The sequence below is a fragment of the Rickettsia aeschlimannii genome (genome assembly GCF_047973405.1).
GTDB lineage: Bacteria > Pseudomonadota > Alphaproteobacteria > Rickettsiales > Rickettsiaceae > Rickettsia > Rickettsia rickettsii.
In genome coordinates this window covers 47,100-71,189 of record NZ_JBFQGO010000002.1, presented here as the reverse complement: position 1 = coordinate 71,189, position 24,090 = coordinate 47,100, and the positions used below count along the sequence as shown (strand labels likewise).

Below are 24,090 nucleotides of genomic sequence, written 5' to 3'. Positions count from 1 at the left end.
AAAATAAATATTAAATAGATTTATTAATCCAATCTAAAAGAGAATTTTTTTGTTGCAAACCTATTTTAGTATCTTTTTGTTCACCGTTTTTAAATAACATTATCGTTGGAATACTACGAATACCGTATTCTGAAGGAGTGTTAGGATTTTCATCAATATTCATTTTAAGTACTTTTACTTTGCCTTGTAATTCTTTACTGATTTCATCTATTATCGGTGTTAACATTTTACACGGTCCGCACCATTCTGCCCAAAAATCAACCAGTACAGGTAAATCCGATTCTAATACTTCCTTTTTAAAAGAGCTATCCGTTACGTTATTTGCCATAAATTCCTCTATGTTTTGTAGAATTGTCCATATGGCTTTTATGTCATTCCCGCGTAGGCGTGGATCCAGTAAAACCTATAAAAACTTGTTTTTTAGGTTTATTTTATTAAATGTGTAACTTCTATATTTGAAGTTATTTTTCTGGATCCACGCGCCTACGCGGGAATGACATAGTGTTGTTTTCGGATTCATATGGACAACATCTATATTTATAAATAAAATTATAAAGTACAGGCTTATACTTGTAAATAATGAAAATCTTTTTATTTATTATATTTATTTTTTCTATTATAATATATTCGCATTATTAAAGCTGCTGTTTCCTCTATTGATCTAGTCGACACGTCAATTACCGGCCAATTTCTTTGATCACAAATTTTTCTGACTTCTAGGCACTCTTTTTGTACTATATTAAAATCCGTATAACTTTTATTTTCGCTAATTTGTAATAGATTTAATCTAACTTCTCTTATCTCAATTAACCTATTTGGATTAATAACGAGTCCTACTACCAATTGATCTATATCTTTTTCTATAAAATCAGGAAAGGGGCAATTATAAACATAAGGAATATTGGCAGCTTTTAAACCGTTATACGCTAGAAATACGGAAGTCGGTGTTTTAGAAGTTCTAGAAGGACCTATTAATATTATATCAGCCTCTGATAACTCATGAAGCATTTGTCCATCATCATGTCTTATAGCATAATCTATGGCATTAAGTGTATCAAAATAAGTTTTATCAAATTTATAATTGTAATTCTGTTCTTTTTCTATTTCAATACCTGAAAAAACAGACATTTCTTTAATAATTTTACCTATTACAGAAATACATGGAATTTTTAATTCATAGCAAAATTTCGTTAAAGCTTTTCGGAGTTCTTTATCGGCAATCGTGTATAATATTATCCCATGTTTATATTCTATTTTACTTAATACTTCATTTAGCAATTCCAAATTTCTAATCATTGGCCAATGATATAATTTTGGTTTTACGGAAGTAAATTGTGCAATGGCAGAATTTGCTGCATATTTTGCAGTTTGTACGGAAGAATCTGAAACTAAGTGAATAACTAGCTTTGTCATACTTTACACATGTAATTGTGGATAATTTTTTTAATAACTTATTATTTTTCCTATTAAAATCCATTAAAAATTTCCTCAAATCCTTATTAAATCAAGTAAATCTAGTGTATTTTCTTTTAAACAAATAGTTTGTGGATAAAATTGTGAATAAATATCATTTTTCTTTGAAAAAATAGTCTTTTCTAAGCTATAAATGAATTTTACACTTAATTATCCACTTGTATAAATTCATTACAAACTTATGTGAATAATAATTAAAAATACCGATATTTTTAAGAAAATTTTAATGAAAATTTTGTTGATAACTCTGTTTAAAACATTTAATCTACATAATTCTATTTACATAAACAACAAATAATAAATTATTTATTATTCTAATATTTTTATTAATATCATGAAGCAAATTATAAATCCATTAAAAGGAAATAGTAACAAAATACCTATTTGGTTTATGCGTCAAGCAGGTAGATATTTGCCGGAATATAAAAAAGTAAGAGAAACAACAAAAAATTTTCTGGATTTTTGTTACGATGTTAACAAAGCAACGGAAGTAACCTTACAACCGATAAAACGTTATGGATTTGATGCAGCTATTATTTTTTCCGATATATTAGTTTTACTTCATGCTCTTGGATGGGAAGTGGATTTTAAAGAAAATATAGGCCCTAAATTAAAGCAATTCAAATCACAAGAAGATTTTAAATATCTGCAAATCAATCCGAATGATAAATTAGAAAAGGTTTATGAAATAATAAAAAAAGTAAAAAAAGAATTACCATCACCCACTTCTTTAATAGGATTTGCAGGTAGTCCTTGGACAGTGATGAGTTACATGCTAGAAGGAAAAGGAAAACAGGATTTTAAAACGAGCAAAAAATTCATATATGAAAATAGAATGCTTGCTGAAGAATTATTAAATTTTATTACGGAAAAAACAGCTGATCATCTTATAAACCAAGCAAAATCTGGAGCAGATGTTTTAAAGCTTTTTGATTCATGGTCAGGAGTACTTGCAGAAGAGAAATTTACTGAATTTGTAATAGAGCCGACAAAAAAGATTGTACTAAAAGTAAAAGAAGTTTTTCCAAAAACTCCTATAATTGCTTTTCCTAAAGGAGCGGGATTATTGTACGAAAAATTTATAAAAGAAGTACCGATAGATATTTTGGCCGTAGATCAAATGGTTCCTCTTGAAAAAATGAAAGAGTGGAGTGATAAAGTAATAGTACAAGGTAATTTAGATCCGGTTGTATTATTAACTAATAAAGAAATTATTAAAGAAAAAACTTATAAAATTCTTCAGGCAATGAAAGGAAAGAATTTTATCTTTAATTTAGGACATGGTATTTTGCCTGAAACACCTACGGAAAATGTAGAATTTTTGACAGAATATGTTAGGTTATATGAAGAAAAGAATAGCAATAGTACTTTTTAATTTGGGTGGTCCAAAAGACCTTAAATCAGTGAAGCCTTTTCTATTTAATCTATTCTATGACAAAGCTATAATTAATCTACCAAATCCTTTGCGTTATATTATCGCTAAAATAATTTCTATTACTAGAGAGAAAAAATCTCAAAAAACTTATTCTTTAATCGGTGGTAAATCTTCTTTACTTCAGGAAACAGAGGAGCAGAAATTAGCACTAACCGAAAAGCTAAAGCAACTTATAAAAGAAGATTTCGCTATTTTTATAAATATGAGATATTCAGCACCTTTTGCTAAAGAAGTAATAGGTCAAATAAAAAAATATAATCCAAGCGAAATAATATTATTGCCTCTATATTCTCAATTTTCAAGTACTACGACAGGATCATCGGTTAAAAATTTTTTACAAAACCTTGATATTGATATTCCAATTAAAACAATTTGCTGTTATCCTCTAGAAAAAGATTTTATAAAAGCCCATGTTTCACTAATTAAAGAAAAACTATACGATAAAAATTTTCGTATATTATTTTCTGCTCACGGGTTACCCGAAAAAATAATAAAAGCAGGCGATCCTTATAGTTTTCAGATAAAAGAAACAGTACAAGCAATAGTTAAAGAATTAAATATAAAAGATCTAGATTATAAGATAACTTATCAAAGTAGAGTAGGACCTATAGAGTGGTTAAAACCGAATACGGAAGACGAAATAGAGCTAGCAGGAAAGTTAAAAAAAGACATAATTATCGTACCTATATCCTTTGTGTCCGAGCATGTTGAAACACTAGTAGAGCTTGATATTGAATATAAATTAATCGCAGATAAATATGAAATTCAATATACCCGAATTCCGACACTTGGAACAAATAAAATTTTTATTAATAGTTTGACAAATATATTGCTACGATTTATTAATAAGGTTGATACTAATTTAGTTATGAATAGCTCTAGTACAAGAATATGTCCAAACGAATTTACTAAATGTTTGTGTAAATTAACAAATTAATAAGGAAAAGAATGGCAAGTTACTACCTATGGTTTAAGTCAGTCCATCTGATATCTGCTATATGTTGGATGGCAGGACTTCTTTATTTACCTAGAATATATGTTTATCATACCAAAGCTAAAATAGGTAGTGAGCTAGATAGTACTTTACAAGTAATGGAGCTAAAATTACTCAGATTCATTATGAATCCGGCAATGATTAGCACATTTATTTTTGGTTTAATAAATGCTCATATTTACGGGTTTGTTGCTCTTGATACTTGGTTTCACGTTAAAATGTTTACAGTATTAATTTTAGTGACATTTCATGGTTTACTTGCAAGATGGCGAAAAGATTTTGCAAATGGTAAGAATGTCCATTCAGAAAAATTTTATCGCATAGTTAATGAGATTCCGGCTATTTGTATGATTGTTGCAGTGATTATGGTTATAGTGAAACCATTTGACTAGTATACTCTTTTTATTTGAAAAGGGATTGTTAAAGATATATCGTCATTACAAGCAGCGGTAAGCTGTGTGGCAATCTCATGAGGTAATAACAAACTCCTAAGATTGCTTCGTCAATTACTTACGTAATTTCCTCACAATGACGTTAAAACCGATCCATGCGGGCAATGTTTTTCTGTGAAAGGAAAGCAGGAATGACATAAATAAAGCAATGTCTGTTCATCTATTTAGTTTGGTTGGGCATGTAGTTACTCCCGATTAATTAAACTTAAATTGCTTAAGTTTCAACTACCGAAGAGAAATAAACCCTTGGTGGTCGGGAGTTAGCAAAACTGCCAAAAGTCAGCTATAATAGGTTTGCTTAAAGGATTGCTTTAAGTTCTAGACATACCTATTATCTCCCCGACCATAAGGTCGAGGATACATAAGTTATGTGAGAGATTTTCTAACTTTTGGTAGAAGTTTCAACACACTGAAATAACATTTTACCATTCCGGTTATGATTTTAAAAAAGTCAATTAAACTTTACTTCAGGTGGCAATGACATTAATATTGCTTCGACATTTCCATTGGTCATTAAGCCGAATTTAGTACCGCGGTCATATAGCAAATTAAATTCTACATATCTACCTCGCCTTATAAGCTGGTATTCTTTCTGCTCAGCTGTCCAAGGTAAAAATAACTTACTTCTAACGATTTCAGGATATACCGACAACAAAGCCTTACCTACGTCCTGTGTAAAGGCAAAATCCTGTTCAAAATTATCGTTATTTAAGTAATCATAGAATATTCCGCCTACTCCTCTCGGCTCTTTTCGATGCTTTAGATAAAAATATTCATCACATTGCTTTTTGAATTTAGGATAATAGCTAGAATCATACTTATCGCACGCTTCTTTAAAAGCTGCATGAAACTTTACAGTTTCGTTTTCTTCCGGATAAAAAGGTGTTAAATCGCCACCGCCGCCAAACCAACTTTTAGAAGTTTCTATATAACGAGTATTAAAATGCATAGCGGGAATTAGCGGTGATTTAAGATGTGCGACTAATGAAATGCCTGTTGCAAAGAATTTCCCGTCTAGCTCTGCTCCTGGAATTTCGCTGCGGAATTCGGGAGAAAATTCACCGAATACGGTAGATATATTAACCCCGACTTTTTCAAATACCTCTCCTTTCATGAGAGACATGACACCGCCACCGCCGCCGTTACGTTGCCAGCTTGAGCGTACAAACTTAGCCGGTTTTAAACCTTTGGTTTGTGCATATTCTTCTTCGATTTTTTCAAATTCTTTGCACAATAAATCACGTAAATTAGTAAACCAACTACTTGTTATTTCTTTATTTTCTATGTTCATAATTATTAAGCAACGATTTAATTATTTTCCTCATCATATACATAATCACTAAAAATACGGCAGCAATGATCATAATATAAAAAGCCGGAGCATAGAATAAGCCTGTGCGCTCTACAAGCCAACGAGAAATAATAGGTGAAGTTCCGCCGAATATCGCTATTGCAAAATTGTAGCTGAAAGCAACACCGGTAAATCTTTGTTCTGCCGTAAACAAGGATATAACGAATATATAAGCTGCACCTGCTATGCTTCCTGCGAGCATACCAAGCATTGTAAGAGCTATAATTTGTTGCCACATCTCTTCTGTCGACATAAGTAACATGGTCGGTAAAATCAATATCAAGATAGCAACACCAACAAGCATTGCCATTTTAAATTTTCCGATAATATCGGCAGTACCGCCGGCAAGCGACATCGCTATCATCGCAATAAACGAACTATACGCTAAATATGATAAAGCAATAGTATTACTAAGATGCATTACATTATAATAGAAAACATTTATATATGTTTTTACTAAATACATAACGCTGCTAGCGATAGCACCTATACACATAGTTAAAAACATCGATCTCCAAGCAGTTCTAATTACATTGGAAAAAGGTGCTTTAAGAACTTGTTTCTTTTTCTCAAGCATTTTAAAAATCGGTGTTTCCGATACACGCAATCGCAAGTAAAATCCTGCAAGACCCATAAATCCGCCAAGCAGAAAAGCAAAACGCCAAGCAAAATCTATATGAGAGAAATAACGTTCTATTATAATACCGATAAATGTTGCAATTAAGGTACCGGCGATATTTGAACCATGTACTAAACCTGCCGTAAAACCCGGTCTTAAATTTTGACGATGTTCAAGGATAAAAATGGCCGCTCCCGTTCCTTCACCACTAATACATAAACCTTGAATAAGCCGCATTATAACTAGAGTTATAGGGGCATAAATCCCAATACTTGCATATGAGGGTATGAGACCCATAATAAAGGTCGGAATAGTCATACCTAGCATCGAGATTATTAAAGCGATACGTCTACCGTATCTATCACCGATATAACCGAATAATATGCCTCCTATCGGTCTTGTCAGAAAGCCAACCGCAAATACTCCAAGGCTTAGAAGAATTCTAATGAATTCTGATTCGCCTGGAAAAAAAACTTGTCCAATAATCAGCGAAAAAACTGAATATACCGTAAAATCATAATATTCAAGTACATTACCTGAAATAGCAGATAAAAAAATGAACTTAGACCTATTCATCGAGCTTTAAATAACTTAATTACTAATTAGTTATTATAGACAAGTTACATCATTTATAAAGTGTAATTTATAATATTATAAATTACACTTTATAATATTAATTTTTTTACATATTATTAATTACAATGCAGTATAAATATTTAATTGTCGGCATTTTAATTCTTGTGGTGATAGTAATATGTTTTTGTGGTTATAAGTTCTTGTTTAATAAACAACCTGAATCAGTTGCAAATGATTTTGAAAAAGAATTAGCAGAATGTGATAAAGCTATAAAACAAAATCCGAATGATGCAGATGCATATATTGGATATGGATTTAGACTAAGAATACTGGGACTTAGGTTTCCTGAAAAATATAAGTTGGCCCTTGAAGCTTATAAAAAAGCAATTATACTAAACCATAATCATTTTCAGGCTTATCTTAATAAAGGAGCGGTATTAATTCAGTTAGGAACAATTTTGAGTAGGCTTCAAAAATATGATTTAGTACTTAAATTAAAACCAAATAACTCATACACCTACTTTAGTAAAGGAGTTGCATTATATGAACTTGGAAAAAATGAACTTGCACTTGGAGCGTATAATAAAGGAATTGAGTTTAATCCTAATGACGCTAAAGCATATTTCTATAAGGGTTTAGCTTTAGATGCGTTATAGGAATATGAAGAAGCTATTAGATCGTATGATACAGCATTAGAGCTAGAACCGAATGAGCCTGTAATATACTTTAATAAAGGAAATATATATTTTAATATAGAAGAATATGATTTAGCTATTAAAATGTATAATAAAACAATACAGCTTAATCCTGTGATGATTTTAGAGCTTACGTGAATAAAGGAATAGTTTTAGGAATTCTTAAAAAATATAATTTAGCATTAAAAGCTTTTGATGCAGCACTTAAATTAAATATCAATGATTATAAAGCACATCTTAATAAAGGTCTTACTTTGGAAAAATTAGGCAAATACGATTTATCTCTTGAATCATACAACAAAGCATTAGAATTAGAGCCAAATGACTTTGAGACACAAGCTTAAATACACGCTATATTAGACATAATTTATTATGACTATTATAACGTACATATTAATTGATCATAACTATTATAATATACACGTTATAATGGTCAAGTACTTATAACCTAGTTATCCTCTAGTAGGAACTACCGGAATTCCTACTTTTATAAGTTTAGCTCCTTTTGGCTTTTTAATTCCTGCAAATTTCTGTTCTTTTTGTTGTTTTCGTAGTTTTTCTCATATTTTTGTAGCTTCTCTGCTACCTTTAAAAGCACTTTTTACGGGCTTTGTGTTAAGATTCGTAACACCCTTTTGAAGTCTTAATACTTTCAATCTTTATCAAAATATTTTACGTCTGTAGCAGTACTTAATATGGTAAACTCCGCTACCTTTTTGTATAAACTGATTTTGTAAAGCTTTACCTCCTAAATCTAAGAATTTACCATTTTTTTTGAAGAATAGTTTCATCAAGCTTAATATTCTCATCTAATACTACTTTTCCAAAATCACCTACTTCTCCAACTTTTGTACCACTAAGATCATATGCGTAAAGTTTTTCTTCATCGAAATCTAAGTTGTTTAAAAAGTTCTCTATGGAATTCTTATCATTAGTAAAATTGCCTAATTCATAGGTGCCTATAATTTTCTCTTCTTTGCTTACTACTTTTTTCGTATTTTTAATAATTCCAAGATAGGTTAGAGCTTTTTTAAACGTACCCAAATTACGCTTTACCTCAACTTCTATGGATCTAGAAAATTCTTTTTCTTTTACTTCTTCAACTTTTCCTATAACTAATTGCCCATCTATGGGGCTGCCCAGTTCATCTTTAAAATGAATTAATTTGTCATTTTTCCCTATTTAATTCAGTTTCTTCAGTTTGAAAATGTAGATGTTTTTTTTCTGGCATAAATTCCTCCTTGAATAAATTGTGGTTTATTTCAAGTGTAAAGGAGTAAATAAGAAGTTTTTATTGTTAGTTATTTCTCAATAACTAGAATTAAAAACTACTGTGCCGTCCAGCCGCCATCTATCAAGAGTCCACTACCTGTTATTGATGAAGCTTTTTCGTCACATAAGAATATTACTAAGTTTGCTATTTCATCAGCTTCTATAAATTTTTTCGTAGCTTGAGATTTAAGGATTACATCCCTTAACGCTGATTCTTCACTGATATGTCTAGCTTTAGCAGTATCTGCTATTTGATTCCTTACTAATGGTGTGTTGACGTAACCGGGACAGATAGCATTAACTGTAATATTATTCTCAGCCACTTCTAAAGCAACGGTTTTGGTAAGTCCAAGGATACCGTGCTTTGCTGCTACATATGCCGACTTGAAAGGTGATGCGACATATGCATGAGCGGAAGCGATATTAACAATTCGCTCAAAGCCGCTTTTTTTCATAATATCTGTATTGCGTATTTTGTAGTATAGAAAGATGCTATTAAATCTATACGTAAAATTTGCTCCCATTTATCTTCAGGAAATTCATCGATAGGAGCAACATGCTGAATACCTGCATTATTTACTAATATGTCTATTTTACCGAATTCTTTTATTATACTTTCAAATATAGAATGAATTTCATCAGGTTTTTCCAAATTTATTCCTTGATAAAATACAGCACTTGCCCCAAGTTCTTTCAATTCTGCTGAAATTTTGGCTACTTCATCTTCTTTTGCAAAACCGTTAATAACTATTTTAGACTTAAGTTTTGCAAAATGTTTTGCTATCTCAAGCCCAATACCGTTAGTAGAATCGGTAATAACTACTACTTTGTCTTTCATTTTTATCTCCTTATAAAAAATATGTACTATCTCATACCGTGGCTTGTACCAGCCAGCTAAATCGTCATTGCGAGCAGCCATAGGCTGCGTGGCAGTCTCACAGAACTTTGGCATTAGATTGCTTCGTCAATTACTTACGTAATTTCCTCGCAATGATGAAAAAATTAGAACCATGCAACAAAGCTGATCAAGTCATGGGATGACATAGTTAATCCAAGTAATATTTGTCTTTTATTTAAAAGTAACTTATATTAGATTTCACTTAAAGAAATAATGTATAAATCTATGGAAATTGTTAATAGCGTTGATGCATCTGTATCTTGCCATGGCAAAGAACCTCTATATGACCATCCGAAAGTTTATTTAGAGATAGATAAAGAAAAAAAGGAAGTTATCTGCCCATATTGTAGTAAGAAATTTAAATTAGTAACAAAATGACTATAAAGTTTTTGTCAGAAAGTACTATCAACCGAATTGCTGCTGGTGAGGTTATAGAAAGGCCCGCATCGGTAGTAAAGGAATTAGTTGAAAATGCTGTTGATGCAAGTAGTACTAAAATAGATATTATTTTAGAACGTGCCGGTAAAAATCTAATCATTATTTCCGATGATGGTATCGGTATGACTGATAAGGAATTAGAAATTGCCGTTGAACGTCATACAACTTCTAAGTTTGATGAAAGCGATTTTCTAAATATTCATACTTTCGGTTTTAGGGGTGAAGCACTGTCGTCTATTGCTGCTATTAGCAAAATGCTAATTACTTCTAAAAAACGAGATGCCGACAAAGCATTTCAGATTAAGTTAATTGGCGGCAATGAAAAACAAGTTACTATTTCTGTTCATAATGAAGGTACTAAAATAGAGATACGTGATTTATTTTTTGCAACACCTGCACGTTTAAAATTTCTTAGAGCCGATAAAACAGAGCTTGCAGCAACTGTAGATGTGGTTAAGAAAATCGCTCTAGCACATCCTAAAATTTCTTTTAGTTTAACACATGACGGCAAGAATTTATTAAAACTAAAGGGACAAAATAAAGATGCTGAAACTAACCTAAAACAGCGTATAATTGATGTAATAGGTGATGATTTTATAAAAAACGCCTCTTATATAGACTTCAAAACACCTGATTTCTCTATTTGCGGCTATACTAGTAGCCCGACATATAATAGAGCTTCAAGTGAAGATCAGTTTTTATTTATTAATAATAGACCGGTAAAAGATAAATTATTACAGGTAGCTTTAAGGGTAGCATATCAAGATTATTTAGCTCGTGATCGTTATCCACTATGTGCTATATTCTTACAAATCGATCCGCAACTTGTTGACGTTAATGTACATCCGGCAAAAGCAGAGGTTAGGTTTCATGACCCGAATTATGTGCGAAACTTATTAATAGAAGCAATTAAAAATGCTTTAACAAATAAAAGCCATGTTACTTCTACTACTATTGCCTCTGATGATGCTCTTGAGTTATTTAAAAATCCTTTAGTTAACAAACAATCGCCAGTAGGTAAAGTTATAAATGTTAATAGTAAATCGGCAGATTATAAACCTGCTACTCATTCTACACTTAATACAGTTCCTCAAAATCATGTTTGTCAAAAATTAATCGATACATTATCACATGCTAAAATAGAACAAGAAGTAGAAAACCGTATAGAACATGAACAGCAAACCTGTAAACAATATAAACTTGGGGCAGCTAAAGCACAACTTCATACGACTTATATTATTTCACAAACCGAAGATAGTATAGTGATTACCGACCAGCATGCAGCACACGAACGTTTAGGGTATGAAAAAATAAAAGATTACCTTAAAACGGAAGAGTTAATCAAACAGCGTTTGCTTATTCCTGAGATAGTAGAACTGCCAAATGAAAAAAAAGCAGATTGTTTATATGACCATAGAGAAAAACTATATAAACTCGGTTTAACTCTAGAAAAATTTGGCGAAAAATCTATTATAGTAACTGAAATTCCAAATATCCTTGGAGATGTAAACGTGCAAAAGTTAATTCAAGACCTCGCCGATCATTTATCGGATTTTGGCAAGAATATAGCTTTGACAGAGCTAATCGAGCATGTAACGGAAACTTATGCCTGTCATTACTCTATTAGAGCAGGACGAAAATTATCGGTAGATGAAATGAATGCCTTACTACGTCAAATGGAAAATATGCCGCTTTCAGGTCAATGTAATCACGGCAGACCTACTTATATTGAGTTGAAGCTTAAGGATATCGAACGCTTATTTGGACGGTAACTCGTTTAAATTGAAAAATAGTCAAGTAAAAACTAGGCATTGCAAAATAAAGAGAGATACGTCATTGCCACGCTCCTTGCAGTCGTTTGCAATGCCTAGTTTTTACTTGACTATTTTTCAATTTCGTTTTATTCTGCTTTTCTTAGAATAATAAAATAATATCTTGATTTAAGGTGTCAGCTAATGGCAAAGAAAAATAAAAATGTTTTGGTAAGGCTAGTAAGTACTGCCGGCACAGGTGTTTTTTGGGTAAAGAAACGTAATCCGAAGACCCAAACCGAGAAGCTTTCTTTTCGTAAGTATGATAAAGTAGTTAGAAAACATGTTCTTTTTAAAGAAGAAAAAATAAAATAATTGTAAGTAATATATGGCAGTAAAAATTCGTTTAGCTAGAGGTGGTGCTAAAAAGCGTCCTTTTTACCGTGTAGTAGTAGCTAACGCAACAGCACCTCGTGACGGTGACTTTTTAGAAAAAGTCGGAACTTATGATCCAATGCTTGCTTCAGATAATAGTGAGCGTGTTGTTTTAAAAAAAGATCGTATACAATATTGGCTTAGCACCGGTGCTAAACCAACTGAGCGAGTCGCAAAATTTATTGAGCAAGCGGGTGTTACTCTTCCTGAGAAAGTTAAAAAGGAAATGGAAGTGAAAGCAAAAAACCGCAAAGCTAGACCAAGTAAAAAGGAAGCTAAAGAAGCTTAGTTTATAGTATATTTTTCGTCATTGCGAACAGGCATTGACTGTGTGGATCAATTCAGCTACTGTCATCCCGCTATTTGATTGCGGGATTTAGTAAATTTGACTACTACAAGTTATTTTTCCAGATATCGTATAGTCAAGCCACGCATATCTCTTCTCTATAATCATATTAATATGCCGGATTAGCTCAGTGGTAGAGCAACCGCCTTGTAAGCGGTAGGTCATCAGTTCAAATCCGATATCCGGCACCATCAAAATTTTTCTTGTCATACTGGGGCTATCTTTATATAGATACCAAATCGTCATTGTGAGCAGCAGTAGGGTGCGTGACAATCTCATGAAATAATAACAAACTCCTGAGATTGCTTCGTCGAATTACTGCGTAATTCTTCTCGCAATGACGATTTACCGATCCATGCAAGCAAACTTTCACAAGAATTATTATGATAGTAATCGATAAAACATCTTATAGAGCTGTGGGATTTGATAAACGTATTAAATTCCTAGTGCTACATTATACACAGTATGATTTTAAGCAGTCTTTAGGTTTTCTAACCAGTGAAAAGTTAAGTAGCCATTATTTAATAAACAATGAAAACCCTGAACATATATTTCAATTAGTAGAAGAGCATGATAGAGCATGGCATGCTGGAGTAAGTTACTGGCAAGGTCATGAGCGTATTAATGATACATCAATCGGTATTGAAATCGTAAATCCTGCTTTTGAAGTAAATGCAAAAAACAATGATATAGTTTGGCTACCCTATTCAGAAAGGCAAATTAATAGTGTTATAAGTTTGTGTAAACAGATTATTGCTAGATATGATATTAAACCTACTAGAGTGGTTGGGCATTCTGATATTGCTCCAGGTAGAAAACAGGACCCTGGCCCACTATTTCCTTGGAAACTATTATATGATAACGATATTGGAGCTTGGTATGATGAACAGGTGTTTAACGATCTATTGCTGCAAGTCGACATAACCGATATTCCAGCAATTCAGCAAAAATTTATTACATACGGTTATAAACTTGAAGTTACCGGAATTTTAGACTCTAAAATGAAAGATATTATAATTTCGTTTCAAATGCATTTTCGTCCTAGTAATTTTTCCGGCGATTTGGATGCTGAAACCATAGCAATTTTAGATGCATTAATATTGAAATATAAATCTGAATTAATATGATAAGATTTATAACTATACCGGATTTTGCGGATTATCAAATTACTTTGAAATTAATGGAAGATTACGTTAATAAAGTAATTAGTGATCATGAGCCGGAAATTATTTATTTAGTTGAACATTCGGAAGTATATACAGCCGGTACTAATTATAAGCAAGAAGAATTATTAAATTACGGTGACATTCCGGTCATTTACACAGGACGTGGCGGTAAATTTACTTTTCATGGACCGGGTCAGCGTGTTATTTATCCAATTCTTAATTTAGCTTCACCAAATCGACACAAAGATTTAAAACTATATATAAGAATGCTTGAAGAATGGATTATAAATAGCTTAAATTATTTTGGAATTAAAGCGTATATTATTAAAGATAAAGTAGGAATTTGGGTAAAAGTAAGGAAAGATGAATTTGCTAAAATTGCTGCAATAGGTGTTAGAGTAAGAAAATGGGTTACATATCACGGTGTAGCTATAAATATTTCAACAGATTTAAGTAAGTTTAGTGGTATTATTCCTTGTGGACTTGAAAATTCTTTAGTAACATCTTTAAATCAGTTAGGGATTCATGTTGAAATGTCTGAATTTGATAAAATTATTCAAACTGAATTTAATAAAATATTTAAATGATCAGAAAATTTTTACTCACAATTTTTGCTCTTTGGGTCGGTGGTTTTGGTTATTATTTATATTTAATAAATTCTTATAAGCTTAATAGTAATACCACTAATGCAATAATAGTATTTGCAGGAGGAGGACATAAAATTGAAACCGGTAGTGCCTTGCTTAAGGCAGGCTATGCACCTATATTATTTATTACTGGTATAGAATCTACAGAGCAATTAAAAAATTTGTTAAAGGAACGTAATGTTATAGAACAGCAGGTAATACTTGCTCCGAATAATATAATGTCTGAAGAAGATAATATTAAGAAAGCAGTTGATTTTATTGTAACTTACAATCTTACTTCAATAATTTTAGTAGAGCATAATTATAATATGCCTTTTATGCTAAATAAGCTTGAAAAAGCGATTCATTCTTCTAATAATATCTATATAGTACCATATCCTGTTTTTTCCAAACAAAAATATGATGTGTTATTAAAGTCCTATCATCGTTATTTAATGAGTATACTAGTTTAATTTGCTCCATTACTCTTTTCCAGTACAATATTTTAGAACGGCTACGCCAAATAATGCAGAAATTAAAGAGCCTATTATTACTGCAGCTCTCATAGAGTTTGAAGGGCAATAGAATAAAATTTTAACCATGAAGTATCACTTGGTAAATTACAGAGTTTAAATTTTATAAATGGATATGAAAATAGCATAATACCTAATTGCTTACCTACAAATAAACCAAATATTATCCCATAAATTAAAGCAAGTATTGAGTTGGAACAAGTGCCTTTAAATGCAAAATATTCTAGAAGGATACTGGAATTCATAAATACAAAAAGCGGTAAAATAAAATAATTTACAAAAGGACGAGTTAAGTCTTCAAGTTTTTTAAAAGAAGTGTTAAATTCTCCTTTTATATTAACAGGTATAAAAAGTGCTATAATAGCTCCGCATAAAGTACCGTGAGTACCTGACTCCACCATACTAATGACAAAAGCAGTATTAGTTGCGATAGGAATAGCCCATCCTTTTATTAATCGCGGTTTATCGTAATTAAAAAACATGTATATTAAGACAGGAACTACCACACCTCCAAGGGCTGCTGCAGCAGGTAATATTAGTTTTTTTTATTTTTATGTTCACCTTCTACTAGGTGAAATTTCATCTCTAAACCTATTAATAAAAAGAAGAAAGTCATGAGACCATCATTAACTAACTCTATAAAAGTTGTTTGTAAACTTACATTTCCTATTGTTAAAGAAAATTTACTGTAAATAAAAGAAGAATAATATTTCGTTAGGAAAATGTTATTGCTGACAATTATTGCTAAGGTAAAAGCAATAATTAATGATATACCGGCAAAAGTACCTGATTTAATTAATTCTCTTAACTGGTTATTTATACTCATGATTTTAATATTAGTTATAACAAGCTCATAATAATAAGTTATTTAATTTCATTAAGAAAGTCAAAAATCTATATAAATCCATAGCAATAATTTATTTTTTAGTGAGATAAAAAGTTATTTTTTGTACTTTTATAAGTTTGTATAATAAGTGTAAGAAAATATAATTATTAATTACAAAAAAAATATCTAAGCAATTCTTATGTTAGCAGAACAAGCAAACCGAATGGATTATCAGCAATAACCTTGTAAATAAGGGATGGCATATAGATAATGATACTAAAAAGAATGTTTATTTCCAAAAACCAAAATCAAAAACAGAACAGACAAGATTAAACGGAAAAAGACCGGATTATATCTTATATGAAAGTAATAATAATAAACATAATAAACCTATTGCAATAATAGAAGCAAAAAAACAGGAGTGGATTTAAGGCAAGCTTTAGATCAAGCAACGGAATATGCAAAATTGCTTGATGTACCTAAATAGTGTTCGCAATGAATGGAGCCTTACTACGAAGCTGGTTTTGTTGCTAATAATAAAGAGCTTATTAAACGGTGATGAAGTAAGGGAATTACTACATGAAAAAGAATTATTAGCTTTTTTAGAAGCAAGCAGTAATGAAGCTTGGCTAATACCGAAAGAAATTAAAGTATCACGTGAAGAATTAATATCGATATTTAAAAACTTGAATAATCTTTTAAGAAGTGAAGGGCTCCGAGCAGAAAAAATATAAAAATATATTATTCTTAAAATTATTAAGCGAAAACAATGAAAAATCTTGGTGGAATAATATCAAAGCACAATCAAACGATGATATTATCGGTTACATATTGCCATTTTCTCAAACTATCACTAAAAAAACTAGCAAAAACAGCAAAACTATAACAAAAAATCATATAACTCCTCTTTATTATAACGGCATTGCAAAAAATAACGGTGATGCTGCTTGTGTTTTGCATTGCCTGCAAAATTTAAAAGAGGGTGGTAGAATGGCATTGGTAGTATCTGAAGGGTTCTTATTGAGAAAAGACACCGCTGCTGTTCGTCAATTTTTACTATCAAAAGCAAAGCTGCAACTCGTTATCTCTTTACCGCAAGGTACTTTTTTACCTTATACAGGAGTAAAAACGTCAATACTTTATTTTATCGATGCACGTAAACCGAATAATCAAAAAGAATATTGGTTTTATGAGGTTAAGAATATCGGTGTTACTCTAGACAATAAAAAAAGAAAAATTGTCGGTATAAATGATTTAAACAGGCGAGGATGAAATTTATCTAAAATTCTTTTTATAGATCTCGATTTTTATCAAATAGCTAAAAAAGGATTAGTAAAAAACAATGATATTTTAATGTGTAAAGACGGAGCATTAACGGGTAAAGTGTGTTTTGTATATGATAAAATTTTACCACAAATAGAAGTAATGGTTAATGAACATGTTTATATTTTTAGAGGGAAACCGAATATTATACATCAATCTTATTTATTTTATTGTTTAAATAGCGATATAATTCAAAATCAAATTAAGAACTTAGCTTATAATAAAAGTGCTCAGCCTGGTTTAAATAGAGAACATATAAACTCAATTTATATTCCTCTTCTGTCTCTAGAAAAACAACAGGAAATTATTGAAGAATTGAATAGCTATCAAAAGATAATAGAGGGGGCAAAACAGATAATAGATAATTGGCATCCTTATTTGGAAATAAATAAACAATGGGAAATTGTTAAATTTGGCGATATCGTTATCAATAAATTAAAAAGTAATATTTTCTCTTGAGCATAAGGAGTGTACAACGTTAATAGTAGGTAAAAAAGGTAAAATGATTAACATATTTCTTCATCGGGGGAGCATATGCTGGATATATTTGGTATCATAAATTCGCCAATGTGGGCTTTAGATTGTAACGTAATCTATTCAATTAATGAAAAACTATTGTTAACTAAATATCTATATTATATTTTAAAATCTCAGCAAAATATAATATACCAAAAGCAAGCTGGATCAGGTCAACCAACCTCACGTTTATTTGAAAGATTTAGAGGATTTACAAATTCCTATCCCGCCTCTTGAAGAACAGCAAGAAATAGTAACAGAGCTTGATAATAATCAAAGTGAGATTGACAACCTTAAAAACTATATAAAACAATTTGAAAACAAACTAAAAACCACATTAAATTCTCTTTGGCAATAATTGATGTACATTAACTACTTAAAAGATTTGATTGGTTTTAAGTCTGTAACTCCTAAGAGCGATGGGGCTATTGAGTATATTGATGATTTGCTTAAACAGCACGGCTTTAAGACCGAAATAAAAATATTCGGTGATTCTAAAAGCGAGCAAGTCACTAATCTTTATGCTGTTTTCGGTAGCAATGAGCCTAATATTTGCTTTGTTGGTCATGTAGATGTAGTGCTGGCAGGCAATCATGAACTTTGGTATAATGCGAGTCCATTTAAAGCTAGTCAGCAAGACGGTAAGATATATGGCAGAGGTGCGGTGGATATGAAAGGGGCTATAGCCTGCTTTCTAGCTGCCAGTTTAGATTTTATAAAAAATAATACCGATTTTAAAGGTTCCATTAGTTTCTTACTTACTAGTGATGAAGAGGGAAAAGCAAAGCATGGTACTAAAGAAATGCTGCAATATATTTATGATCAAGGATATAAGATAAATTTTGCTATTGTCGGTGAACCTACTTGTGAAAAAGAAATAGGCGATGCAATTAAGATTGGCAGAAGAGGAAGTGTTAACTTTAAATTAAATATAAAAGGCTTAAGCGGGCATGTAGCTTATCCTCATAAAGCAAATAACCCATTGCCTTGCTTAATAATAATATTGAATGAGTTAACAAATATAAAACTTGATGAAGGTACTGAATTTTTTCAACGTTCAAATCTTGAAGTAACGAATATCGAGGTCAGTAATAATACTTCAAACGTAATTCCGGCAAGTACGGAAGCATCTTTCAATATACGTTTTAATAATTTACATAGTGCAGAAACTTTAGCAAAACAGGTAGAAGAAATTATTAAACAGCATTGTAAAGAATATAAAGTAGATTATAAGTTAGAATATAGTAGTTCTGCTGAAGGTTTTATTCAGAACCCTAGCGATAAAATAAAAGAATTTGCTAAAGTAGTAGAGCATACGCTTAAAATAAAGCCTGAATTCTCTACAAGCGGTGGTACGTCAGATGCAAGATTCGTCAAAAATTATTGTCCGTTAGTAGAGTTTGGTTTATTATCTGAAATGGCACATAAAATAAACGAATACACAAAAATTAGCGATTTACAAAAATTATATGATGTGTATTATAACTTTTTGATGGAAATACTTTAATGTCATTCCCGCAGAGGCAGGAATGACATAGAATCCATGCAACAAGGCCACCCTTTTATAGGAATGGCATTACCATACGCGGATGTGATGGAACTGGTAGACATGCAAGATTTAGGTTCTTGTGCCGCGAGGCGTGGGGGTTCAAGTCCCTTCATCCGTACCACTTAAATTTTCTCATAAAAAATAACATAAAATTTTTATGCAGCAATTTAGTATTTATCAAACAAGCGATGAATTGCTTCTAAAATCGATATTGCTTCTGATAGAAAAATGTTATAACTCTGATCTTAAAAGCGTGATATTAACTGCAGATGCAGATCAACAAGAAATGCTCAATAAAAATCTTTGGACTTATTCACGTAAGCAATTTATACCTCACGGTAGTAAACTTGATCCGCAGCCTGAAAAACAGCCTATTTATATTACTGATGAGTTACAAAATCCTAATAATGCTAGTGTGCTTGTTATTATTTCGCCTACAGATATAGGAAAAATTTTACAAGTAAAAGAGTATATAAGAGTTTTCAAAAGGATAATTATAATAACCGATTTACCGGAAGATTTAAAAGAATTAACAGTTAAAATAAATAAATTTACCGGACAGGAAAACAAAATAGATTGTTTTACTCAAAATCCTCGTGGAGCTTGGAATAAAGTAGTCTAATAAATTTATATTCTTTTACGTACAAATAAATATAATCCGATCGTTAAAGCAATAACCAAATTGAAATAACAAGCAAAAATAAAATCTAGATTTTTTGAAGCAAGATTTTGTAATATAAAATGAATTGAAGTAACTAGCAATACTGTTAAGGCAGAAAATAATACCGGCATAAAAGTTATTTTTTTGCTATAAGGATATCTCAAAAAAACTGCAAGTGTTACAAAAGGTAATACAAAATTGTATAAAGGCCAAATTATTCTTTGATGTGCTTCAGCAATTAATTTAATTTTTTTAGTAATAGCTAAATCATGAGGAGGGACAAGTAATTCGCTTATATAATATTCATTTGCTTCTTTATTATGTTTAGTTCTTTGCGATACTAAAAGATTATCATTTTGCAGTTTTATCATTAAAGAATCGAAAGTTAACTGAGTTAAATTACCGTTTACGTCATATTCTTGTCTTATGCCTTTATTAAGTTCAAAAATCGGGCTATTATCATATATATTAAGAATACCTGAACCCGCAAATACTACTGATGGGTTATCAGCGTTGCGATTATCAAATATTATTACGCCGTTCATAATATTTCCTGCTGATTTTTTATCTATAAAAACAGTGATATCTTTCGTTACTTTATTAAAAGTTTTCTCTTCAATCATACTTGAGATATAATTATTCTTTATAAAGTTTAAACGTGATTTTAAGTTTATATGAGATAACGGCAGGATGGTAGAAGATATATAATAAGCAAGTAGCATAACTATTAATGCGACATATAAAGCAGGCAGTGCTAGCTGTACATTATTAACTCCTGAAGCTTGTAGTATAATTAATTGTCGCTCGACTTTTAAATTATTATAGATATAAATCACGGTAATAACCGTTATTACCGGTAACAGAATAAATAATAAAGTAGGAAGTACTAAAACTATTAAACTGAAGAAGTCCATAACTTTTATACCTTTATCAAATAAATATAAAAGTTTTAATATTTGCGTTATCCATACTATACTAGTCCCTGAAAAAGTAACGACTATAAGCAGCGGTAAGATATTTTTTATAAAGTATTTTTGGTATAGTAGCATAATGTTTGTTTGGTTTTTTGATGTCATTCTCGTTTTTAGCTAGGAGCGACATCAAACGCTTTTCAAAAACTGTCCAGTACTATGGATGGTTAGATGGGTTTTGTAGGAACTCGTTCCCGGTTCATTTCAAAATAATTAAAAACCAAGTGCACTGTGTGAACCTAATCGTATTAACTCCAATGTGTCAGCATCGGGTTTTCTATAAATTAATACTAAATCCGGTTTAATATGACAATCTCTACAATCTTTCCAATTACCTATAAGGGCATGGTCTCTCATATGTATAGGTCATGTTATATCAGCAACCAAGTACCTAACTGCTTTCAGTAAAATATCATCCAAATTTATTCCAAAAGCTGCTTCTTCTTTCACGTCTTCATTAATACGGGCTCGCACAATAGAATCAGCAGACATAAAAATCTTCTTTCAATAATGTAGCTACATTGTAGCGCGCATATTAAAAACTTCCAAGATTAAAAAACAAGTTTTTTATATGTTTTTTCTTAATTACTGCCTCATTAATAGAAAATCCCCGATCTTTCTTATTATATTTATATGATTTGCAAAGATGCGATAAATTAACTTACCTATCAGTATTGTTATAAATGCAATAATAATGCCGTAGATTATATCACTTGGGTAATGCATAGCAAGGCTTATGCGAGATAAAGACACGAGCATAATAACACAAATCATTAAGATTTTTAATGGTAATTTTATATAATTCCAAGCAAAATACGTTACTAACAAGCTAAGAGCTGCGTGGCTGCTTGGAAAGCTTGAAAAGCATCTTTCGTTTGCAGTATTTATTATGGTCATGAAACTATCTACAGGAAGACTGCAATAAGGGCGAGGGAAATTAACTGAAAATTTAAGAGTGGTAAAAATTAAACCGAATACCCCGTATATTATAGCGATTTCAACTAACTTATTATAATCGTGCCAGAATTTATTTTGCCGCTTCTTATCATTTTTGGTTTTCTTTAATTGAATATAAAAATATATACAGTATAAAATATATATTAAGGCGAAATTAGCGATATTAAAACAAAACGAAATTATTTTAAAAAAATAAGGTATAAAGCCGATATTAGTAATTTTATTCAAAAATAAGAATATTTCTTGATTTAAGCCGCAAAAATTATAAAAAACTTCAAACATTATTTTAAATATTTATGTTACAAGTAACAATACTTGGGTGTGGAGCATCTATAGGCGTACCGGTGATCGGGTGCGATTGTAGTACTTGCACATCTCTTTCAAAGTACAATAAAAGGACTAGATCAGCAATATATATTAACGATGAAAATAGTCAAATATTAGTTGATTTCGGTTTTGATATTAGAAATCAACTATTACGAGAAAAGATAAATAAGCTCGATTGTGCTATATTAACACATTATCATTCCGATCACGTTAACGGCATCGATGATTTACGAGTATTTACTTTTATGCAAGGCAAGCCATTTGAAATCTATACAGATCACGATAGTACGGCAAAGCTCCATACAAAATTTGATTATCTATTTAACGATAAGTTATTTAAGCTTGGGCGACTGTTCACAACTCAATCTGTTAGTTTTTTTGATAAAATTAAGATTAATACTATAGAAATACAATTTTTTAGACAGCATCACGGTCCTATAGATAGCTTGGGCTTACGTATAGGTGATTTCGTTTATTCGTCCGATGTAATCGATTTTCCTCCTGAATCAGATAAATTTTTAAAAGATATAAAAATATGGATATTAGATTGTATGGATTATAAATCAAATCCGAATCATGCAGGGCTTGATAAAGTTCTAGAATGGCGTGAAAAATATAAACCTGAGCAGATAGTATTAACCAATATGAGACACACGATAGATTATCATGAGATTACGAAAATGCTTCCAAATAACGTTAAGCCGCTTTATGACGGTTATAAATTTACAGTCTAGTTTATGATTATTTTAGAAAAAGTTTGTAAGCGTTATGGCAAGAATTACGCAATTAAGAATATTGATTTAAGTTTTACTACCAAGGAAACTACTGTAATAATCGGTCCTTCGGGAAGCGGTAAAACTACTCTGCTTAGAATTTTAAATAATTTAGAAGAACCAAGTAGTGGTACTTTTTTGGTAGACGGGAAGAAGCTACTGCTTAAAGATAGAAGAAAGCTTTGTTTAAAAGTTGGTATGGTTTTTCAAAATTTTAATCTATTCCCGCATTTAACGGTAGGAGAAAACCTAATCTATACGCCGGTAAATGTTTTAAATTTGCTAAAAGAACAAGCAATTTCTATGGCAAAGGAATTGCTTGCAAAATTTAAGCTAACGCAAAAATTTGACTCATATCCGGCAAGCCTATCAGGAGGGCAAAAGCAACGCGCCGCAATAGCAAGAGCTTTAATGATGAAGCCGGAAATTTTGTTATTTGACGAACCGACTTCGGCACTCGATCCTCAAAATATTAAAGATGTTATAGAGAATATAAATTTATTAAAAGATCAAATGAGCATGGTAGTGGTCACGCACCATTTGAAGTTTGCAAAATTAATAGCGGATCGTGTTATTTTTATGGATCAAGGACAGATTTTAGCAAATCAGCCTGCCGAGGATTTTTTTAATAAACCGGCATCGCATCGAGCTAGGTTGTTTTTAGAGAATATCGGCGATTTAATGTGATTTTCTTGATAAAGATAAAATTATAGCCTATAATTAGTATTTAATTTAGGTAGACTCCTTGCTCTTTTCCAAGTTGATCTTGGTATAACTTTCTTCGTTTACTTGGAGTCAATAATGGAACATATTTATGCAAACCTAGCAGTTAGTATATCAGAATTTAAAAAAGCCCTACTTGCATTATTGGATAAGGCAAGTAGTGAGCCTGTTGCCCTATTAAATCATAATAAACCGACTGCTTATCTAATTCCGGCTGAATTATATGAGCAAATTATTGAAGCTTTAGATGACAAATATTTATTAGAGCTTGCTACTATTAGATTAAAAGATAAAGAAAAGGCAATAGCGGTTAAAAGTAGCTTTTGTCATTCCCGCGAAAACGGGAACCCAGTAAAAAATGGTAAAAATAAAAAAATCATATAAAAATTTAGTATATAATTTGT

General features: G+C 31.1%; 32 protein-coding genes, 2 tRNA genes and 2 pseudogenes. 24 read left to right on the top strand and 12 right to left on the bottom strand.

Going from position 1 to position 24,090, the window contains the following annotated elements; all coding sequences use genetic code 11:
• Positions 1-10: 10 nt before the first annotated feature.
• Complete coding sequence (gene trxA / locus AB4K15_RS01730; RefSeq protein WP_024547208.1) at positions 11-328, bottom strand: thioredoxin; 318 nt, start codon at positions 326-328, stop codon at positions 11-13.
• A 263-nt stretch (positions 329-591) separates the two neighbouring features.
• Positions 592-1,413, bottom strand: coding sequence for a pyruvate, water dikinase regulatory protein (locus AB4K15_RS01725; RefSeq protein WP_032073734.1), 822 nt, complete (start codon positions 1,411-1,413; stop codon positions 592-594).
• Between the two features lie 394 nt (positions 1,414-1,807).
• On the opposite strand from AB4K15_RS01725, the gene hemE reads away from it, so the two are divergent.
• Genes hemE through hemJ form a run of 3 tightly spaced genes read left to right on the top strand, consistent with a single transcriptional unit; the run spans position 1,808 to position 4,294 of the window.
• Entirely contained in the window at positions 1,808-2,848 is a 1,041-nt protein-coding gene (hemE, locus tag AB4K15_RS01720) for a uroporphyrinogen decarboxylase (protein ID WP_032073733.1), read from the top strand.
• Complete coding sequence (gene hemH / locus AB4K15_RS01715; protein WP_032073732.1) at positions 2,805-3,845, top strand: ferrochelatase; 1,041 nt, start codon at positions 2,805-2,807, stop codon at positions 3,843-3,845. Before hemE ends, hemH begins: the two co-directional genes overlap by 44 nt.
• A gap of 11 nt (positions 3,846-3,856) precedes the next feature.
• Positions 3,857-4,294 (top strand): protoporphyrinogen oxidase HemJ, encoded by a 438-nt coding sequence (hemJ, locus tag AB4K15_RS01710; RefSeq protein WP_032073731.1) that lies wholly within the window; start codon positions 3,857-3,859, stop codon positions 4,292-4,294.
• A 511-nt stretch (positions 4,295-4,805) separates the two neighbouring features.
• Here hemJ and hemF read toward each other — a convergent pair.
• Positions 4,806-5,645 carry an oxygen-dependent coproporphyrinogen oxidase gene (gene hemF, locus AB4K15_RS01705; RefSeq protein ID WP_032073730.1) on the bottom strand — a complete coding sequence of 280 codons (840 nt, stop codon included), beginning with the start codon at positions 5,643-5,645 and terminating at the stop codon, positions 4,806-4,808.
• On the bottom strand, positions 5,629-6,900 hold the full coding sequence (locus AB4K15_RS01700) for an MFS transporter (RefSeq protein ID WP_032073729.1): 1,272 nt from the start codon (positions 6,898-6,900) through the stop codon (positions 5,629-5,631). The genes hemF and AB4K15_RS01700 overlap by 17 nt, the downstream gene beginning before the upstream one ends.
• Before the next feature lie 125 nt (positions 6,901-7,025).
• Here AB4K15_RS01700 and AB4K15_RS01695 point away from each other — a divergent pair, with 125 nt between their 5' ends.
• From AB4K15_RS01695 to AB4K15_RS01685, 3 genes are read left to right on the top strand one after another with little or no spacing between them, the layout of a single operon-like run.
• Complete coding sequence (locus tag AB4K15_RS01695; RefSeq protein ID WP_500224137.1) at positions 7,026-7,556, top strand: tetratricopeptide repeat protein; 531 nt, start codon at positions 7,026-7,028, stop codon at positions 7,554-7,556.
• Between the two features lie 15 nt (positions 7,557-7,571).
• Positions 7,572-7,733, top strand: a complete 162-nt coding sequence (locus AB4K15_RS01690; protein ID WP_500224304.1) for a tetratricopeptide repeat protein — start codon at positions 7,572-7,574, stop codon at positions 7,731-7,733.
• Entirely contained in the window at positions 7,730-7,939 is a 210-nt protein-coding gene (locus AB4K15_RS01685; protein ID WP_032073728.1) for a tetratricopeptide repeat protein, read from the top strand. Before AB4K15_RS01690 ends, AB4K15_RS01685 begins: the two co-directional genes overlap by 4 nt.
• Positions 7,940-8,357: 418 nt before the next feature.
• On the opposite strand, the gene AB4K15_RS01680 is transcribed toward AB4K15_RS01685, so the two are convergent.
• Positions 8,358-8,639 (bottom strand): hypothetical protein, encoded by a 282-nt coding sequence (locus AB4K15_RS01680; RefSeq protein WP_500224134.1) that lies wholly within the window; start codon positions 8,637-8,639, stop codon positions 8,358-8,360.
• Between the two features lie 287 nt (positions 8,640-8,926).
• A pseudogene (locus AB4K15_RS01675) lies at positions 8,927-9,636 on the bottom strand (SDR family NAD(P)-dependent oxidoreductase); the annotation flags it as partial.
• A 342-nt stretch (positions 9,637-9,978) separates the two neighbouring features.
• On the opposite strand from AB4K15_RS01675, the gene AB4K15_RS01670 reads away from it, so the two are divergent.
• The 8 genes from AB4K15_RS01670 to AB4K15_RS01635 all read left to right on the top strand — a co-directional run bounded on the left by AB4K15_RS01670 (position 9,979) and on the right by AB4K15_RS01635 (position 15,000).
• Positions 9,979-10,143, top strand: coding sequence for a zinc-finger domain-containing protein (locus AB4K15_RS01670; RefSeq protein ID WP_084698762.1), 165 nt, complete (start codon positions 9,979-9,981; stop codon positions 10,141-10,143).
• Positions 10,140-11,975, top strand: coding sequence for a DNA mismatch repair endonuclease MutL (gene mutL, locus AB4K15_RS01665; protein WP_032073726.1), 1,836 nt, complete (start codon positions 10,140-10,142; stop codon positions 11,973-11,975). The genes AB4K15_RS01670 and mutL overlap by 4 nt, the downstream gene beginning before the upstream one ends.
• A 183-nt stretch (positions 11,976-12,158) precedes the next feature.
• Positions 12,159-12,329 (top strand): 50S ribosomal protein L33, encoded by a 171-nt coding sequence (gene rpmG, locus AB4K15_RS01660; protein ID WP_004997072.1) that lies wholly within the window; start codon positions 12,159-12,161, stop codon positions 12,327-12,329.
• A gap of 13 nt (positions 12,330-12,342) precedes the next feature.
• The gene (gene rpsP, locus AB4K15_RS01655; protein WP_032073725.1) at positions 12,343-12,678 is read left to right on the top strand and encodes a 30S ribosomal protein S16; all 336 of its coding nucleotides are present in this window, start codon (positions 12,343-12,345) and stop codon (positions 12,676-12,678) included.
• 173 nt (positions 12,679-12,851) lie between these two features.
• Positions 12,852-12,926 (top strand) — tRNA-Thr (locus AB4K15_RS01650).
• Between the two features lie 192 nt (positions 12,927-13,118).
• Complete coding sequence (locus AB4K15_RS01645) at positions 13,119-13,862, top strand: N-acetylmuramoyl-L-alanine amidase (RefSeq protein WP_032073724.1); 744 nt, start codon at positions 13,119-13,121, stop codon at positions 13,860-13,862.
• Positions 13,859-14,488, top strand: a complete 630-nt coding sequence (gene lipB / locus AB4K15_RS01640; RefSeq protein WP_032073723.1) for a lipoyl(octanoyl) transferase LipB — start codon at positions 13,859-13,861, stop codon at positions 14,486-14,488. Before AB4K15_RS01645 ends, lipB begins: the two co-directional genes overlap by 4 nt.
• Positions 14,485-15,000 (top strand): YdcF family protein, encoded by a 516-nt coding sequence (locus AB4K15_RS01635; protein WP_032073722.1) that lies wholly within the window; start codon positions 14,485-14,487, stop codon positions 14,998-15,000. The genes lipB and AB4K15_RS01635 overlap by 4 nt, the downstream gene beginning before the upstream one ends.
• A gap of 89 nt (positions 15,001-15,089) precedes the next feature.
• Here the strand turns inward: AB4K15_RS01635 and AB4K15_RS01630 are convergent, their stop codons facing one another.
• A complete protein-coding gene (locus AB4K15_RS01630; protein WP_500224302.1) occupies positions 15,090-15,461 on the bottom strand; it encodes a Na+/H+ antiporter NhaA in 372 nt (123 codons plus the stop codon).
• A 63-nt stretch (positions 15,462-15,524) separates the two neighbouring features.
• Positions 15,525-15,886 (bottom strand): annotated as a pseudogene (locus tag AB4K15_RS01625) (Na+/H+ antiporter NhaA); the annotation flags it as partial.
• A gap of 458 nt (positions 15,887-16,344) precedes the next feature.
• Here AB4K15_RS01625 and AB4K15_RS01620 point away from each other — a divergent pair.
• From AB4K15_RS01620 to AB4K15_RS01590, 7 genes are all read left to right on the top strand, one after another.
• Positions 16,345-16,620, top strand: a complete 276-nt coding sequence (locus tag AB4K15_RS01620) for a hypothetical protein (RefSeq protein WP_500225669.1) — start codon at positions 16,345-16,347, stop codon at positions 16,618-16,620.
• Entirely contained in the window at positions 16,592-17,158 is a 567-nt protein-coding gene (locus AB4K15_RS01615) for an HsdM family class I SAM-dependent methyltransferase (RefSeq protein ID WP_500224123.1), read from the top strand. The genes AB4K15_RS01620 and AB4K15_RS01615 overlap by 29 nt, the downstream gene beginning before the upstream one ends.
• Positions 17,159-17,239: 81 nt before the next feature.
• On the top strand, positions 17,240-17,668 hold the full coding sequence (locus AB4K15_RS01610) for a restriction endonuclease subunit S (protein WP_084698760.1): 429 nt from the start codon (positions 17,240-17,242) through the stop codon (positions 17,666-17,668).
• 250 nt (positions 17,669-17,918) lie between these two features.
• Positions 17,919-18,083: a restriction endonuclease subunit S gene (locus AB4K15_RS01605; protein WP_500224120.1), complete on the top strand. Its 165-nt coding sequence runs from the start codon at positions 17,919-17,921 to the stop codon at positions 18,081-18,083.
• Between the two features lie 3 nt (positions 18,084-18,086).
• The gene (gene dapE, locus AB4K15_RS01600; RefSeq protein ID WP_032073721.1) at positions 18,087-19,232 is read left to right on the top strand and encodes a succinyl-diaminopimelate desuccinylase; all 1,146 of its coding nucleotides are present in this window, start codon (positions 18,087-18,089) and stop codon (positions 19,230-19,232) included.
• 78 nt (positions 19,233-19,310) lie between these two features.
• A tRNA-Leu gene (locus AB4K15_RS01595) sits at positions 19,311-19,395 on the top strand.
• Positions 19,396-19,431: 36 nt separating this feature from the next.
• Complete coding sequence (locus AB4K15_RS01590; protein ID WP_032073720.1) at positions 19,432-19,896, top strand: DNA polymerase III subunit chi; 465 nt, start codon at positions 19,432-19,434, stop codon at positions 19,894-19,896.
• Between the two features lie 5 nt (positions 19,897-19,901).
• Here the strand turns inward: AB4K15_RS01590 and AB4K15_RS01585 are convergent, their stop codons facing one another.
• The 4 genes from AB4K15_RS01585 to AB4K15_RS01570 form a co-directional block, all read right to left on the bottom strand.
• Positions 19,902-20,984, bottom strand: coding sequence for an LptF/LptG family permease (locus tag AB4K15_RS01585; RefSeq protein ID WP_500224118.1), 1,083 nt, complete (start codon positions 20,982-20,984; stop codon positions 19,902-19,904).
• A gap of 135 nt (positions 20,985-21,119) precedes the next feature.
• A complete protein-coding gene (locus tag AB4K15_RS01580) occupies positions 21,120-21,263 on the bottom strand; it encodes a type II toxin-antitoxin system YafQ family toxin (protein ID WP_014408051.1) in 144 nt (47 codons plus the stop codon).
• Positions 21,264-21,272: 9 nt separating this feature from the next.
• Entirely contained in the window at positions 21,273-21,398 is a 126-nt protein-coding gene (locus tag AB4K15_RS01575) for a hypothetical protein (RefSeq protein WP_500224115.1), read from the bottom strand.
• A 93-nt stretch (positions 21,399-21,491) separates the two neighbouring features.
• Entirely contained in the window at positions 21,492-22,145 is a 654-nt protein-coding gene (locus AB4K15_RS01570) for a phosphatase PAP2 family protein (RefSeq protein WP_032073718.1), read from the bottom strand.
• Between the two features lie 14 nt (positions 22,146-22,159).
• Between AB4K15_RS01570 and AB4K15_RS01565 the strand changes: the two genes are divergently transcribed.
• From AB4K15_RS01565 to AB4K15_RS01555, 3 genes are all read left to right on the top strand, one after another.
• Positions 22,160-22,924 (top strand): MBL fold metallo-hydrolase, encoded by a 765-nt coding sequence (locus AB4K15_RS01565; RefSeq protein ID WP_032073717.1) that lies wholly within the window; start codon positions 22,160-22,162, stop codon positions 22,922-22,924.
• A gap of 3 nt (positions 22,925-22,927) precedes the next feature.
• Positions 22,928-23,650 (top strand): amino acid ABC transporter ATP-binding protein, encoded by a 723-nt coding sequence (locus AB4K15_RS01560; protein ID WP_032073716.1) that lies wholly within the window; start codon positions 22,928-22,930, stop codon positions 23,648-23,650.
• Between the two features lie 114 nt (positions 23,651-23,764).
• Complete coding sequence (locus AB4K15_RS01555) at positions 23,765-24,070, top strand: type II toxin-antitoxin system Phd/YefM family antitoxin (protein ID WP_084698759.1); 306 nt, start codon at positions 23,765-23,767, stop codon at positions 24,068-24,070.
• Positions 24,071-24,090 lie beyond the last annotated feature (20 nt).